This is a genomic window from Abyssibacter sp., from assembly GCF_964229365.1.
In the GTDB taxonomy this organism is placed as follows: Bacteria; Pseudomonadota; Gammaproteobacteria; order Nevskiales; family OUC007; genus Abyssibacter.
Genome location: NZ_CAXRDQ010000001.1, coordinates 37,629 through 52,371 on the forward strand (window position 1 = coordinate 37,629; position 14,743 = coordinate 52,371).

Consider the following 14,743-nt stretch of genomic DNA (forward strand, 5'->3'; position numbering starts at 1 on the left):
AGGTGCACCCAAACCGGCGATGCCGCTACCCGACCTTTCTCCGCGGCCGCAGGCGCCACCGCTTCAGTTCTTCGTATTTGAACGGGTTGCCTTGCCTGCGCACGAGCACGTAGGAGTTCAACACCCATTCCACCGGCTCAATCTGGATCGAGGGTAGATCCGTTGGTGCCCGGTAGGAAATCGTGACCTGCGGACGGTTTCTGAACGGCAGGTCTAGACCGTGGGCCTTCATCGCGCTCCGCACCGACGAGAGCAAATCCGCAAAGCCGGGCGGCTCTCCATGGGTGAGGAAGGAGCACAGCTCGCCGCCCGAACTGCTGATCCGATCGAAACGCATCAGCACGGGGTCGGCAACAATGGCATTGCCCACCCCAATCAGGGTTTCCAGCGTGCGTGGCGTGTCCTCATGGATGCCCGACAGCAACTGATGCCAGCGTTCGGGGGCGAACAGGGCGGACACCAACCGGTCTGACAGACCTGCATGGTCGACTGCCGCCTCCATCGCGCTTCGAACAGCGGGTGGGGGCTTGGCCATCATGATCAGACCGCCTAGCGGCATGACTGCGACATCGCCTGGTCAAAGCTGCCGTCTTTGTCCCCGCCGGGCGCTCGCGTCACGAGGCGCGGCCGCAACAGGGACGGCTGCCGCTGGCGACCGTGCGTTACCTTCGATGTTCGAGGATCGTTCAAGAACTCTGCAGTGTTGCTCGGCTCCAGCCCGTGGACGCGTGTTCATTGGGTCAGATCGCAACTGCGTGCTGCGATCTTTCCAGATGGCGTCGTTAGAGTGTGACCGATCCACCCAGGTGCGAGTCAAGTGTGCGCCCTGGCAGCTCAACCTTATCCGCTGCACATCGCCTGGCATCGCCGACGGAGTCGGGACCCGGCCACGCGGCCGGGCGCTTCCTTGGCTACGCCGCCTTGGTCGACTCGAGGAAGTCCTGGGCGAAGCGTTGCAGCACGCCGCCAGCCTCATAGATTGAGGCCTCTTCGCCTGTGTCCAGCCGGCACTTGACCGGCACGTCCAAGGTTTCGCCGTTTTCACGATGCACGACCAGCGTCAACATGGCACCGGGAGCACGCTCGCCGATTACGTCGTAGGTCTCGGAGCCGTCCAGGCCCAGCGTCTTGCGGGTGGTGCCGTCTTCGAACTGCAGCGGCAGCACGCCCATCCCGACCAGGTTGGTGCGGTGAATACGTTCGAAGCCTTCGGCGACGATAGCCTCCACACCGGCCAGCCGCACGCCCTTGGCGGCCCAGTCGCGCGATGAGCCCTGGCCGTAGTCGGCGCCGGCGACGATGATCAGCGGCTGTTTGCGCTGCATGTAGGCCTCGATGACCTCCCACATGCGCATGGTCTTGCCTTCCGGTTCCAGCCGCGCCAGCGAGCCTTGGATCACCTCGCCGCTGTCGTCCTTGACCATCTCATTGTAAAACTTGGGATTGGCGAAGGTCGCACGCTGGGCGGTCAGGTGATCTCCGCGGTGGGTGGCGTAGGAGTTGAAGTCCTCCTCTGGAAGGCCCATTTTGGCGAGGTACTCGCCGGCCGCGCTGCTCGCCAGAATCGCGTTGGATGGCGACAGGTGATCGGTGGTGATGTTGTCGCCACAGACCGCCAGCGGTCGCATGCCCTGGAGCGTGCGTTCAGCCGCCAGCGCGCCTTCCCAGTAGGGCGGACGACGAATGTAGGTGCTCATCGGGCGCCAGTCGTACAGCGGGCTGATGTTCTCGTCCTTGATGACCTTGAAGTTGAACATTGGCTCGTAGACGCGGGTGAAGTGCTCCGGCTTGACGCTTTGCTTGATCGTGGCGTCGATCTCTTCATCCGTCGGCCACAGGTCCTTCAGCGTGATGTCGTTGCCGTCGGCGTCCACGCCGAGCACGTCCTTTTCGATATCGAAACGGATGGTGCCGGCGATGGCGTAGGCGACGACCAGCGGCGGCGAGGCGAGGAACGCCTGCTTGGCATAGGGGTGGATGCGGCCGTCGAAATTGCGGTTGCCCGAGAGCACGGCCACCGAGTAGAGGTCCTTGTCGATGATCTCCTGCTGGATTTTCGGGTCCAGCGCGCCGCTCATGCCGTTGCAGGTCGTGCAGGCAAAGGCGACGATGCCGAAGCCTAGCTGGTTCAGCTCGTCCTGCAGTCCGGCTTCCTCCATGTACAGCTGCACGGCTTTGGAGCCGGGCGCGAACGAGGACTTGACCCAGGGCTTGCGGGTCAGGCCAGCGGCGTTGGCCTTCTTGGCCAGCAGGCCGGCGGCGACGACATTGCGCGGATTCGACGTATTCGTGCAGCTGGTAATCGCGGCGATGATCACCGCGCCATCCGGCATGGACCCATCGCTGGGCAGATCCCACGGCCCGGCCACTTGCCGTGCCGCAAGATCAGCCGTTGGCAGGCGGCGATGCGGGTTCGACGGGCCGGCCAGGGTGCGGGTGACGCTGGACAGGTCGAAGCTCAGCACGCGCTCGTACTCGGCCGTGTCCAGCGCATCGGCCCACAGGCCGGTGGTCTTGGCGTAGTGCTCCACGAGAGCCACCTGCTTGGAATCGCGGCCGGTCAGCGTCAGGTATTCGATGGTCTGCTCGTCGATGTAGAACATCGCGGCGGTGGCGCCGTACTCGGGTGTCATGTTCGAGATCGTCGCGCGATCGCCAAGCGTCAGCGCGCGCGCGCCCTCGCCATAGAACTCCAGATACGCGCCCACGACCTTTGTGTTGCGCAGAAACTCGGTGATGGCCAGCACGATGTCGGTGCTGGTGATGCCGGGTTGCGGCTTGCCGGTCAGCTCCACGCCGATGATGTCGGGCAGGCGCATGTAGCTGGCGCGCCCGAGCATGACGGACTCGGCTTCCAGCCCGCCGACGCCGATGGCGATGACGCCCAGGGCATCAACATGTGGGGTGTGGCTGTCGGTGCCGACCAGGGTGTCGGGGAAGGCAACGCCGTCGCGGGCGTGGATCACCGGCGACATCCGTTCCAGATTGATCTGATGCATGATGCCGTTGCCCGGTGGCACCACGTCGATGTTCTTGAAGGCTTTCTTCGTCCAGTTGATGAAGTGGAAGCGGTCTTCGTTACGGCGGTCCTCGATGGCGCGGTTCTTCTCGAAGGCATCCTTCTCGAAACCGGCGTGTTCCACGGCCAGCGAGTGGTCGACGATGAGCTGCGTGGGAACGACCGGGTTGACCAGCGACGGATCGCCACCTTTCTCCGCAATCGCGTCCCGCAGCCCGGCCAGATCGACCAGGGCGGTCTGCCCCAGAATGTCATGACAGACGACACGGGTCGGGAACCACGGAAAGTCGAGATCGCGCTTGCGCTCGATGAGCTGTTTCAGCGAGTCGGTGAGCGTCGCCGGACTGCAGCGCCGCACGAGGTTCTCGGCCAGCACGCGCGAGGTGTACGGCAGGGTGTCATACGATCCGGCTGCGATGGCCTCGACGGCCTCTCGGGTGTCGTAATAGTCGAGCTCGGTGCCGGAAAGCGGCTTGCGGTGTGCGGTGTTGGTCATGGTCGTCTGTCTCTCGGCTGGCTGCCGGTGGCATGCCACGGACTCGCTGTGAATACGTCCGAGTACGCCCCGCGGAGGCATCTCTGCCGCCGCGGGTTCGTGGCACGCCACCGCCAGCCGATATGGGCGGTGGGGTTGGGAATCAGCTGCGCTTTTCGATCGGCACGAATTCCAGATTCTCCGGCCCGGTGTAGTTGGCGCTGGGGCGGATGATCTTGCCGTCGACGCGTTGTTCGATGATGTGCGCGCTCCAGCCGGCCGTGCGCGCGATGACGAACAGCGGCGTGAACATGTTCGTCGGCACACCCATCATGTGGTAGCTGACGGCGCTGAACCAGTCGAGGTTCGGGAACATCTTCTTGGCGTCCAGCATCACCGATTCCAGACGTTCGGCGATGTCGAACATCTTCATCGAACCCTGTTCCTGCGACAGTTCCTTGGCGACCTTCTTGATCACCACGTTACGCGGATCGGAGATCGTATAGACCGGGTGGCCGAAGCCGATGATGACTTCCTTGCGGCTCACGCGCTCGCGGATGTCGGCCTCGGCTTCGTCCGGGTTGTCGTAACGCTTCTGGATCTCGAAAGCCACTTCGTTGGCGCCGCCGTGCTTCGGGCCGCGCAGCGCGCCGATGCCGCCGGCGATGCAGGAGTGGAAGTCCGAGCCGGTGCCGGCGATGACGCGCGAGGCGAAGGTGGAGGCGTTGAACTCGTGCTCGGCGTAGAGCACCAGCGAGGTGTGCATGGCGCGGACCCAGGATTCGCTGGGCTCTTCCCCGTGCAGCAGATGCAGGAAATGGCCGCCGATGGAATCGTCATCGGTCTCGACATCAATGACCTTGCCGTTGACCGCGTACTGATACCAGTAGAGCAGCATCGAGCCGAGGCTGGCGAGCAGGCGATCGGCAATGTCGCGGGCATCCGCATGGTTGTGGTCATCCCGCTCGGGCAGCACGCAGCCCAGGACGGATACACCGGTGCGCATCACGTCCATCGGGTGCGAGTTCGCCGGCAGTTCTTCCAGCGCGCCCTTCACCGCGGCGGGCAGGCCGCGATAGGCCTTGAGCTTGGTCTTGTAGGCACGCAGCTCAGCTTCGGTCGGCAGCTTGCCGTGGATTAGCAGGTACGCGACCTCTTCGAACTCGCAGGTCTCGGCGATGTCGAGAATGTCGTAGCCGCGGTAGTGCAGGTCGTTTCCGCTGCGACCGACGGTGCACAACGCGGTATTCCCGGCGGCGGTGCCGGACAGCGCGACGGATTTCTTCGGCTTGAATCCGCCGGCGCTCTTGTTCGTCTCACTCATTGGGTTCTCCCGTCTTTCCGTATTGAAGAGATGTCACTGGCGGCCTGCATCAGGCCGACTTTCCTTTGGCGAACAGGGCGTCGAGTTTCTGCTCGTAGTCGTGGTAGCCGATCGACTCGTACAGCTCCATGCGGGTCTGCATCGTGTCGATGACGTTTTTCTGTGTCCCATCTTTGCGGACCGCAGTGTAGACCGCTTCGGCGGCCTTGTTGGCGGCTCGAAAGGCCGACAGAGGATAGAGCACCAGCCCCACGTTCACCGATGCCAGCTCGTCCACGGTGTACAGCGGCGTGGAGCCAAATTCGGTGATGTTGGCCAGGATCGGCACGCTGACGGCCTCAGCGAACTGCTTGTACATCGGCAGTTCGGTGATCGCCTCGGGGAAGATCATGTCCGCCCCGGCCTCGACGCAGGCGCAGGCACGGTCGATGGCCGCCTGCAGGCCTTCCACCGCCAGGGCGTCGGTGCGGGCCATGATCACGAACTCGTCATCGGTGCGGGCATCCACCGCCGCCTTGATGCGGTCGACCATCTCCTGCTGGGTCACGATCTCCTTGTTCGGGCGGTGGCCGCAGCGTTTGGCGCCGACCTGATCCTCGATGTGCATGGCCGCGGCTCCGGCCTTGATCAGGCTCTGGGTCGTCCGCGCGACATTGAAGGCGCTGGGGCCGAAGCCGGTGTCGACATCGACCAGCAGCGGCAGGTCGCAGACATCGGTGATGCGGCGGATATCGACCAGCACATCTTCCAGGCCGGTGATGCCCAGGTCGGGCAGGCCCAGCGAACCCGCGGCGACGCCGCCACCTGACAGGTAGATCGCACGAAACCCGGCACGCTGGGCGAGTAGGGCGTGGTTGGCGTTAATCGCGCCGATGACTTGTAGCGGTGTCTCTTCGGCGAGTGCCTGGCGAAACATCTGGCCTTTGGATGGGGTGGACACTCGGCGCGACTCCAGTTCGTAGTGGTGACGCGCTTTACTCAAGCGACATGCCAGTTGTGAAGGGCGGCGGCGAGCATGTCGGAGGATATTGCAAGTGGCTGTATTTAAATAAAATAATAATATTTCAAGTTGCCGGGGTAGGGTCTGGTATTCGAATTATTCGTTTCACGATAGGTGTTAACATGTTTCGCGAAACGTTATATGAGACAGATCGATCATGCCCGATACCCTGTCTGCCACAGATGCGAACCGCCGTCCGGTAATTTGGACCGTGTCGGTCACCCGGCTTGCCCGCTTGTTTCGCGAAGTCAGTCCGGAATTCGATGAGCGGGCGCAGACCGAAGCCATCAACCTCGGGTTTGAAGATGCCCTGGAGGAGATTCGCCGCCGCCTTCGAACCCAGCGTTGCGACGCGGTGATCGCCGCCGGATCGAATGGTGCGTATCTCAAAAGCCGTCTTCCGGTTCCGGTGGTTCTGGTGAAGCCGACCGGGTTCGAGCTGATGTCGGCATTGTCGCGGGCGCGCCGCATGGCCGAGCGGGTGGCGGTGGTGACCTATCAAGCCGAACACGCGGAATTCTCGGACTTCGTGACCAGCTATGGGCTGAGTATCGAGCAGCGTTCTTTCGTCACCAGCGAGGATGCGCTGGACGCGGTTTCGGAGCTCTCCGCATTGGGTGTGCAGGCCATCGTGGGCACCGGCATGGTGGCCGATTTTGCCGATGCGGCCGGCCTGCGGGGCGTGCTGCTGTATTCCGCCTCCAGTGCGCGGGCGGCGTTTGAAACGGCCCTGGAGATCACCACGGCGACGCGGACTCTCGGCAGCCGGCTGGCTGAACAAAGCCGCAATGCCTCGGGTTCGCGGCGTCGGCGTGGTGGGATGGCCCAGCCGCAGATGCTGGGTGACAGCGAGACCATTGAAAGCATTCGTGTCCGCGCCGAGCATTTCGCCCGAACCGATGCCAACGTGCTGGTCTGCGGCGAAACCGGCACCGGCAAGGAGCTGGTCGCGCGGCTCTTGCATGAACGCAGCGACCGCAGTCGGGGTCCGCTGGTCACCGTCAACTGTGGCGCATTTGCCGAGAGCCTGTTCGAAGCCGAGCTGTTCGGCCACGAGGAGGGCGCCTTCACCGGTGCCCGACGTGGCGGGCGCATGGGGCTGATCGAATCCGCCCACCGCGGCACCTTGTTCCTGGACGAAATCGGCGAGCTACCGTTGGCGCTGCAGTCGCGGTTACTGCGCGTGCTGGAGGGCCGGGAGGTTCTGCGCGTAGGCGCGAATCGTCCGCTTTCGGTTGATGTGCGGATTGTCGCGGCGACCAACCGCGACTTGCCAGCCATGGTCGAAGGCGGCGGGTTCCGCCAGGACTTGTACTACCGGCTCAATGTCCTGCGGCTGGAGTTGCCGCCATTGCGGCAGCGCAGCGCGGACATCGCATTGCTGGCTGGCCACTTTCTGGGCGAGGTGGGCAGAGACGCAGCCGTTGTCCTGACGGCGGACGGGCTGAAGCTGCTGCAGCGCTATTCCTGGCCGGGGAACGTGCGCGAGCTGCGCAACGTGCTGGAACGTGCTTACTACCACGGCCTGGCCGTGGGGCCGGGCGGCATGATCACTCGGCAGGTGTTGCTGGACTGCGCGCCGGAACTGGGCGCAGAGCAACCCCCCATAGTGGCGACCCGTGGCGCCGCTGCGCCAACGGAGAACCGGCCCTCCGCACGGGATTTGCAGGCAGTGCTGAATCGGGTTGGCGGCCACCGTGGCCGTGCGGCGCAGCAGCTAGGCGTTTCGCGCTCGACCCTGTGGCGGTGGCTGCGTGATGAGCCGGCGGCGCAGAACGTGCCCGGCGATACGGCGGCTAGCCGTACTTCGTCAGCAGGGTGGTGATCTTGTCCAGTTTTACCTGGGCGCCTGCGCTGAGCGCGTCGTCGGTGTCCAGGTCTTGCTGCAGCGCACAGGCCAGGGTTTCGTAGAAGACTTTGTCGAGCGCGCGACGCGCGGCCGTGAGTTGTTGCACGACTGCTTCGCAGTCGGATTCTCGCTGCATCATCGCCTGTATCCCTCGAAGCTGGCCCTCCACGCGTTTCAGGCGTTTGATCAGGGCGCTCCGGCGTTCCTGATGTAACGGGTTCAGGTCAGCGTCGTTTAATTCATCGGTCATGCGGATCGCCGTGTGTCAGTGTCTGATACTATACCCCCTATGGTATCACTCGATCTCATTCTTTGGCTGCTGGCAGGCTTGCCGGTCGGCCTTGCGCTGGGGTTGACCGGCGGCGGCGGCTCCTTGCTTGCTGTGCCGTTGCTGATCTATGCATTCGGACTGGCTCCGTCACGGGCCGTGCCGCTGTCTCTGGTTGTGGTGTCGCTGGCCAGCGCATTGGGCGCTGCCTGGGTGTTGCGGGCACGTCAGGTTGCCTTGCGGCCTGCTGTGGTGTTCGCGGTACCGGGTCTGCTCACGGCACCGCCCGGCTTGATGCTCGGCGCCCGGGTTCCGGACGTCCTGTTCGCCACGCTGTTTGCCGCCGCTGCGTTGCTCGTCGGTACATTGATGTGGCGGCAAGCAGCCTCCGCAAAGGCTGCGGTCGTGCGCAGCGCTGCAGGAACGGGCGAAGGCGCCGCGGTCTGCCGCCTGGGTGGCGAAGGGCGTTTGCGTCTGACGCCTCCCTGCATGCTGGTGCTGGTCTGCGCCGGCGCGGTGACAGGGTTGCTGACGGGTGTTCTGGGTGTGGGCGGCGGGTTTGTGATCGTGCCCGTGCTCATGGCGGTGACGCAGCTCGGCATCCACCGTGCGGTGGCGACCTCCCTGGTCGTCATCACGCTTATCAGCGCGGGCGGTGCGGTCAGCGCAATCGCGTTGGGGCAGCTGCCCTGGAGCCTCTCCGCTTTGTCCTTCGTCCTCGGTGGCTGGTCCGGAATGTTGCTGGGCCGTCTGCTCGCGCAGCGTTTGCCTGCTGCCATTCTGCAGCGTGGGTTTTCGATCGCCATTGCCGGGGTCGGCCTGCTGATGATGCTGCAAATTTTGACTGGAGAGATGTCGTGATCTTTCGCCAAATGTTCGATGCTGAATCGAGTACCTACACCTACCTGCTGGCCGCCCGTCCGGGGGCGGAGGCCCTGCTTATCGACCCGGTGCGCGGTCAGACAGAGGTGTATCTCGAACTCCTGGATCAACTCGATGTGCGGCTGCTGCATGCGGTCGACACCCACACCCATGCGGATCACATCACCGCGCTGGGCGCGCTGCGCGATGCCACCCAGTGCAGCACGCTGATGGGGCGCCAGAGCCGCGCCGACTGTGTCAGCCGTTACCTGGACGATGACGAACGCATCACGGTAGACGGGCTGACGCTGCGCGCGCTCTACACGCCGGGCCACACGAACGAGTCCTATAGCTACGTGCTGGAAGGCGAGCAACCGGCGGTGTTTTCCGGCGATGTCCTGCTGATCCGCGGCACGGGACGTACGGATTTTCAGGGCGGCGACGCTGGAGCAAGCTGGGATTCGATCACGGAGCGGCTGTTCCCGCTGGGCGATGACACCGCCGTTTACCCGGCGCATGACTACAAGGGCTGGACGCGGTCGAGCATCGGTGAGGAGCGGCGATACAACCCGCGGCTGGCCGGCCAGACCCGTGCGTCCTACATCGAGCTAATGGAAAACCTGAACCTGCCCGATCCCAAGATGATGGATGTCGCGGTTCCGGCCAATCTGGCCTGTGGCGCATGGCCGACACCGGAGGTGCCGCATGGTCGCTGATCCGAATGTGCTGGGCGGTTTGCTGGGCGGTGTCCTGATCGGCTTGGCGAGCCTGTTGCTGCTGTTTGCCAATGGCCGCATTGCCGGCATTAGCGGGATTGCAGATGGATTGCTCTTCGGGCCTGAGCGCGCCTGGCGAGGCGCTTTCGTCCTCGGGCTGCTAACGGCCGGCGTCATCGGGTTCCAGAGCCTGGACGGGCCAGGGCTGACCATGCAGGCCGACGGTCTCCGCCTCGTTGTCGCGGGTCTGGCTGTCGGCTATGGCACGCGGCTGGGCTCGGGCTGCACCTCTGGGCATGGTGTCTGCGGCATCGGCCGGCGCTCACCGCGTTCGCTGGTGGCGACTGCGATCTTCATGGGGGTCGCGGTGTTGACCGTTTGGCTTGTTCGGCATACCGGGGTGGCGGGATGAATCACCTCGTTGCGTGGTTGGCAGGATTGTTGTTCGGGGCCGGCCTGCTGCTGTCGCAAATGGTCGACCCCGCACGCGTCGTCGGGTTTCTGGACGTTTTCGGTGTCTGGGACCCCACGCTGCTGTTCGTCATGGGGGCGGCGCTCGTCTGCACGGTGCCGGGGTTCTGGTGGGCATCGCGTATAGGCAAACCGTGGCTGGAGCCGGTCTTTGTGCTGCCGGCCCGTGATGACATTGATCGTCCTCTGATCGTGGGAGCGATCCTGTTCGGCCTGGGCTGGGGTTTGGCCGGGCTGTGCCCTGGGCCAGCGATTGTCGCCGTCGCCAGCGCCCATGCGGACGTGCTCTTGTTCCTGTGCGCGATGCTGCTCGGCATGGCACTCAACCGTGCACCGCGTTTGCTCGGCGGACGCAGGGCGTCCTGACGTTGCTCCATCTGATCGTGGCCGTACCGGCAAGCGAGTTGGCTGCTCCGTGGGGCTGCACGTTCGCCTGACGGATTGACGGATCGGTCACAGTCGACACGGGCCGTGTTGACGCCGGTCACGGTCACTGCAAAGCGGCCACACCACCATTCCTCCCGATTGACATGTCCGATTTTGGCGGCGGTATCCGTATTGGGATTACCGCCACCTGGCGGTGCATGACTCGGTGAGCGCCCACGCGCTCGTATTTTGAATGGGAGGACCCCAATGAAACTGCAAGGACGTTTGATTTCAACGGCTCTACTGGGCACCGCGGCACTGCTTGCCGCCTGCGACGACACGACCGATTCGGCAGCAGCAAGCGGTGCCGTGTTCGCCATGACCAATGCGGCGGACAACAATCAGATCCTCGGCTACCAGCGAACGGCGACCGGCGCGCTGACGCTGATGGGCCAGTTCTCGACCGGGGGGCGGGGCAGCGGCCCGAACCCGATCGCACCCGCCGCACCGCTGGGTGCGCAAGACCCGATCGTGCTCAGTGACGACAATCGGTATCTGTTCGCGGTGAATGCCGGCAGCAACGAGATTTCGACCATGCGCGTGCTGGACAACGGCACGGCCAGTCTCGTGGGCAAGGCCGCATCCGGCGGCATGTTCCCGATCAGCATCGCGGTGAACGATGAGCTGCTGTACGTGCTCAATGCGGGCGGCGCTGGCAACATTTCCGGCTTTCGCGTCGGGGACGATGGGCTGCTGACCGCGATCCCCGGGTCGACCCAGCCGTTGAGCGGCACCGATACGCCGCTGCCCGATGATTCGGTACTTCCGGGGACGATCGATATCAGCCCCGACGGGCGTTTCATCGCCGTCACCGAGAAGGCCACGAACCTGATCGATATCTTTCTGCTGGACGACAACGGTGTGGCCAGCGCGCCCATCGCTCAACCGACCGACGTCCCCACGCCGTTTGGCGCGGAGTTCGATCTCAACGGCTTTTTCATCGTGTCGGACGCCAATGTCGATCCCGGCACGGGCATGCCCACGGCGGATGATTCGTCCGTGAGTTCTTATTCGGTGGGAGTGGACGGGACGCTGACCGCGATCACGACGGGCGTGACGACACTGGAGACAGCCGCCTGCTGGATCGAGATCACGGCGAACAACCAATTCGCCTACACCACCAACACCAATTCGGGCACGGTCACCGGATTTCAGCTCGACGGTGATGGTGTGTTGACCTCGCTGAATCCGGCCGACGGCGTCACCGCTGCGCTGGCGCCAACCAGCATCCTGCTGGAGATGGCGATTGCGGACGAGTACCTCTACGTGCTGGCGGCCGGCACCGGGGAGATCAACGGGTTCGCGATCGCTGGCGATGGCAGCCTGACGCCGGTCGAGGGCGGAACCGTTGGGGGGTTGCCGGGAGCCACGGCGGAGGGTCTGGCGGCGTTCTAGGCCACCTGCGCAGCCGGCCTGATCGCAGGCCGGCTGCGCGACTGCATTGCGCGCGCCGACCCAGTCGGCGCGTTTTCGTTGCAGCCGCTGGCTTGGCGGCGAGGCAGCAACAACATCGACCTCGTATAATGTCGCCCATTAATAAATGCGACGGGCGCGCGACGAGACGTTGCGTCGTTCCGGTGGAGACAGACATGGGCAAGAGTACGGATTACACGGCTCGCCAGCCCGACGAATTCGGTGTGGTTCGCTACACCGAGGAAGAAAATGAGACCTGGGCCATTCTGCTGAATCGTCAGATGACGGCGATTGACGGCAGGGCCTGCGACGCGTTCATGGATGGGCTGGAGCGGCTGCGGTTTCCCGCGGATCGAATCCCCCAGCTGGATGACGTCTCGCGAGTGCTGTCCGACAGCACTGGCTGGTCCGTGGCACGCGTGCCTGCGCTGATTCCGTTCAGCGAATTCTTCCAGTTGCTGGCCAACCGACAGTTTCCCGCAGCGACGTTTATCCGTCGCCGCTCGGAACTGGATTACCTCAAGGAGCCGGACATCTTTCATGAGTTGTTCGGGCACACGCCGCTGCTGACCAACCAGCATTTCGCGGATTTCACCGAAACCTATGGCCGCCTGGGGCTCGCGGCGAGCAAGGAGGAGCGCGTGTTTCTCGCGCGCCTGTACTGGTTCACCGTGGAGTTCGGATTGGTCGATACCCCTCAAGGCACCCGCATTTACGGAGGCGGTATCCTGTCCTCCATCGGAGAGACCGAGCACGCCTTGTCCGACGCACCTCGTCGGCAGACATTCGATGTGATGGACGCGCTGCGGACGCCTTATCGCATCGACATCATGCAACCGCTTTATTACGTCATCGACTCGTTATCTCGACTGTCCGAGTTGACTCGGATGGATCTGATGGCGCGAATCCGCGATGCGCAGGGCATGCGCCTGTTCGACCCCTTGTTCCCGCCCAAGGCCGCGACGGTCTGAGGCAGCCCGATATCGGCGGCACCGAAGGGTGCGCCAAGCAGGAGACACCACCGATGAATGCAACTGCACAACAGCAGATGACCTCGCCGCCGGCATCCGGCTCGACCAATCCCTTGGGGACCGACGGCTTCGAGTTTGTCGAGTACACGGCGCCCACGCCCGAAGGCATTGAACAGCTTCACGCACTGTTTCGCTCGCTGGGGTTCAAGGCGATCGCCAAGCATCGCAGCAAGGACGTGACGCTGTATCGGCAGGGGGATATCAACTTTCTGGTCAACGCGACGCCGTACACACATTTTGCGGCCTTTGCCCGCGCGCACGGGCCTTGTGCCTGTGCGATGGCGTTTCGGGTGAAGGACGCCAAGGCGGCCTTTGAACATGCGGTGGCTCAGGGCGCCGTGCCGTTCGAGGCGCCGACTGGCTTCATGGAACTGAAGATCCCGGCGGTGTACGGCATCGGTGATTCCATTCTTTATTTTGTTGATCGCTATGGCAGCCACAGCATTTACGACGTCGACTTCGAGCCGCTGCCCGGCGTAACCGATCAGCACCCCCGCGGCGTGGGGCTCAAGCTGCTGGACCACCTCACGCATAACGTCAATCGCGGGAACATGGATGTCTGGTCGGGCTACTACGAGCGGATCGGCAATTTCCGCGAGATTCGCTACTTCGATATCGAAGGCAAGCTCACCGGGCTGTTTTCGCGAGCGATGACATCGCCCTGCGGCAAGATCCGCATCCCGATCAATGAGTCCTCGGACGACAAGTCGCAAATCGAGGAATTCCTGCGCGAGTACAACGGCGAAGGCATCCAGCACATCGCCCTGGCCACCGATGACATCTACGCCACGGTGGAGGCCTTGCGCGCGGCCGGCACCGAGTTCATGGATACGCCGGATACCTACTACGAAAAGGTGGACGAGCGGGTGCCGGGGCACGGTGAGGAAGTCAGCCGCCTGAAACGTCTGAAGGTATTGATTGATGGCGCGCCCACCGAGGGGGACGGGATCTTGCTGCAGATTTTCACCCAGACGGTCATCGGCCCGATCTTCTTCGAGATCATCCAGCGCAAGGGCAATGAGGGTTTCGGCGAGGGCAACTTCAAGGCCTTGTTCGAATCCATTGAGGAGGATCAGGTCCGCCGCGGCGTGATCCAGTCCTAACGATGTCGCGCCGCTGGATTCAGTACCCGCACCGCGAGGGCACGATCTCGCGCCAGGCGCATGCCGATTTTCCGGCCGAGGCACCTTACGAACGTGAGGCCGGACGTTCCGGTTTCTTCGGGCCGACCGCGCATTTCCATCACAAGCGGCCGCCGACGAGCTGGACGCGTTGGGAAGGCGAGCTGCGGCCCCGTGCCTATGACCTGATGGCGCTGCCGCCCGGTGAGATCAGCCCATGGTCTGCGCCCGCACTGCTGAGCAACGCGGCAGTGCAATACCGCCTGTGGCGGCTGGAAACACCGATGCCGGCGCTGGCCCGCAATGCCGACGGGGACGACTTGCTGTTCGTCCACGCCGGTGGCGGGGCGCTGTTCTGCGACTACGGCCATCTGGAACTGGAGCAGGGCGATTACGTCGTCATCCCGCGGGGAACGATGTGGCGCCTGGAGCCGTCGTCACCGATGACACTGCTGATGATCGAGGCTACCAACGACAGCTACCAGCTCCCGGACAAGGGGCTGGTTGGTCCTCAGGCGATCTTCGACCCCGCGATGCTGGACGTGCCGGCTATCGACGAGGCCTTCCTGGCGCAACAGACCGACGAGCCCTGGACGGTGGAGATCAAGCGGCTGGGACGGGTCTCACGCGTGCATTACGACTACAGCCCGCTGGACGCCATTGGCTGGCACGGTGACCTGGCAGTTTCGCGCCTCAACTGGCGGCACATTCGGCCGCTGATGAGCCATCGCTACCACCTGCCGCCTTCCGCGCATACGACCTTTGTCGC

The 14,743-nt window shown here is 63.9% G+C and carries 14 protein-coding genes; 9 read left to right on the top strand and 5 right to left on the bottom strand.

Going from position 1 to position 14,743, the window contains the following annotated elements; all coding sequences use genetic code 11:
- Window positions 1-25: 25 nt before the first annotated feature.
- From ACE1EY_RS00190 to prpB, 4 genes are all read right to left on the bottom strand, one after another.
- Window positions 26-538, bottom strand: a complete 513-nt coding sequence (locus tag ACE1EY_RS00190) for a hypothetical protein (RefSeq protein ID WP_291514256.1) — start codon at window positions 536-538, stop codon at window positions 26-28.
- Window positions 539-911: 373 nt separating this feature from the next.
- On the bottom strand, window positions 912-3,515 hold the full coding sequence (gene acnD, locus ACE1EY_RS00195; protein ID WP_291514257.1) for a Fe/S-dependent 2-methylisocitrate dehydratase AcnD: 2,604 nt from the start codon (window positions 3,513-3,515) through the stop codon (window positions 912-914).
- A 142-nt stretch (window positions 3,516-3,657) separates the two neighbouring features.
- A complete protein-coding gene (gene prpC, locus ACE1EY_RS00200) occupies window positions 3,658-4,818 on the bottom strand; it encodes a 2-methylcitrate synthase (RefSeq protein WP_291514258.1) in 1,161 nt (386 codons plus the stop codon).
- A 49-nt stretch (window positions 4,819-4,867) separates the two neighbouring features.
- Entirely contained in the window at window positions 4,868-5,758 is an 891-nt protein-coding gene (gene prpB / locus ACE1EY_RS00205; protein ID WP_370299160.1) for a methylisocitrate lyase, read from the bottom strand.
- Window positions 5,759-5,975: 217 nt separating this feature from the next.
- Here prpB and prpR point away from each other — a divergent pair, with 217 nt between their 5' ends.
- Window positions 5,976-7,643, top strand: coding sequence for a propionate catabolism operon regulatory protein PrpR (gene prpR / locus ACE1EY_RS00210; RefSeq protein WP_370299156.1), 1,668 nt, complete (start codon window positions 5,976-5,978; stop codon window positions 7,641-7,643).
- Here prpR and ACE1EY_RS00215 read toward each other — a convergent pair.
- Window positions 7,615-7,917: a metal-sensing transcriptional repressor gene (locus ACE1EY_RS00215; protein ID WP_291514260.1), complete on the bottom strand. Its 303-nt coding sequence runs from the start codon at window positions 7,915-7,917 to the stop codon at window positions 7,615-7,617. The genes prpR and ACE1EY_RS00215 overlap by 29 nt on opposite strands.
- Window positions 7,918-7,956: 39 nt before the next feature.
- Here ACE1EY_RS00215 and ACE1EY_RS00220 point away from each other — a divergent pair, with 39 nt between their 5' ends.
- From ACE1EY_RS00220 to ACE1EY_RS00255, 8 genes are all read left to right on the top strand, one after another.
- Window positions 7,957-8,796, top strand: coding sequence for a sulfite exporter TauE/SafE family protein (locus ACE1EY_RS00220; RefSeq protein WP_291514261.1), 840 nt, complete (start codon window positions 7,957-7,959; stop codon window positions 8,794-8,796).
- A complete protein-coding gene (locus ACE1EY_RS00225) occupies window positions 8,793-9,512 on the top strand; it encodes an MBL fold metallo-hydrolase (protein WP_291514262.1) in 720 nt (239 codons plus the stop codon). The genes ACE1EY_RS00220 and ACE1EY_RS00225 overlap by 4 nt, the downstream gene beginning before the upstream one ends.
- A complete protein-coding gene (locus ACE1EY_RS00230) occupies window positions 9,502-9,924 on the top strand; it encodes a YeeE/YedE family protein (protein WP_291514263.1) in 423 nt (140 codons plus the stop codon). The genes ACE1EY_RS00225 and ACE1EY_RS00230 overlap by 11 nt, the downstream gene beginning before the upstream one ends.
- The gene (locus ACE1EY_RS00235) at window positions 9,921-10,349 is read left to right on the top strand and encodes a DUF6691 family protein (protein ID WP_291514264.1); all 429 of its coding nucleotides are present in this window, start codon (window positions 9,921-9,923) and stop codon (window positions 10,347-10,349) included. The genes ACE1EY_RS00230 and ACE1EY_RS00235 overlap by 4 nt, the downstream gene beginning before the upstream one ends.
- A gap of 267 nt (window positions 10,350-10,616) precedes the next feature.
- On the top strand, window positions 10,617-11,804 hold the full coding sequence (locus tag ACE1EY_RS00240) for a lactonase family protein (RefSeq protein ID WP_370299157.1): 1,188 nt from the start codon (window positions 10,617-10,619) through the stop codon (window positions 11,802-11,804).
- Window positions 11,805-11,998: 194 nt separating this feature from the next.
- Window positions 11,999-12,793 carry a phenylalanine 4-monooxygenase gene (phhA, locus tag ACE1EY_RS00245; protein WP_291514266.1) on the top strand — a complete coding sequence of 265 codons (795 nt, stop codon included), beginning with the start codon at window positions 11,999-12,001 and terminating at the stop codon, window positions 12,791-12,793.
- Between the two features lie 53 nt (window positions 12,794-12,846).
- Window positions 12,847-13,956 (top strand): 4-hydroxyphenylpyruvate dioxygenase, encoded by a 1,110-nt coding sequence (hppD, locus tag ACE1EY_RS00250; RefSeq protein WP_291514267.1) that lies wholly within the window; start codon window positions 12,847-12,849, stop codon window positions 13,954-13,956.
- Window positions 13,957-13,958: 2 nt separating this feature from the next.
- Window positions 13,959-14,743: homogentisate 1,2-dioxygenase (locus ACE1EY_RS00255; protein WP_370299158.1), on the top strand; the 785-nt coding region annotated here is incomplete at its 3' end.

Coding starts and splice junctions, on each gene's coding strand:
- ACE1EY_RS00190 (WP_291514256.1), bottom strand. CDS start 538: ATGATGGCCAAGCCCCCACCCGCTGTTCGAAGCGCGATGGAGGCGGCA.
- acnD (WP_291514257.1), bottom strand. CDS start 3,515: ATGACCAACACCGCACACCGCAAGCCGCTTTCCGGCACCGAGCTCGAC.
- prpC (WP_291514258.1), bottom strand. CDS start 4,818: ATGAGTGAGACGAACAAGAGCGCCGGCGGATTCAAGCCGAAGAAATCC.
- prpR (WP_370299156.1), top strand. CDS start 5,976: ATGCCCGATACCCTGTCTGCCACAGATGCGAACCGCCGTCCGGTAATT.
- ACE1EY_RS00215 (WP_291514260.1), bottom strand. CDS start 7,917: ATGACCGATGAATTAAACGACGCTGACCTGAACCCGTTACATCAGGAA.
- ACE1EY_RS00220 (WP_291514261.1), top strand. CDS start 7,957: ATGGTATCACTCGATCTCATTCTTTGGCTGCTGGCAGGCTTGCCGGTC.
- ACE1EY_RS00230 (WP_291514263.1), top strand. CDS start 9,502: ATGGTCGCTGATCCGAATGTGCTGGGCGGTTTGCTGGGCGGTGTCCTG.
- ACE1EY_RS00235 (WP_291514264.1), top strand. CDS start 9,921: ATGAATCACCTCGTTGCGTGGTTGGCAGGATTGTTGTTCGGGGCCGGC.
- ACE1EY_RS00240 (WP_370299157.1), top strand. CDS start 10,617: ATGAAACTGCAAGGACGTTTGATTTCAACGGCTCTACTGGGCACCGCG.
- phhA (WP_291514266.1), top strand. CDS start 11,999: ATGGGCAAGAGTACGGATTACACGGCTCGCCAGCCCGACGAATTCGGT.
- hppD (WP_291514267.1), top strand. CDS start 12,847: ATGAATGCAACTGCACAACAGCAGATGACCTCGCCGCCGGCATCCGGC.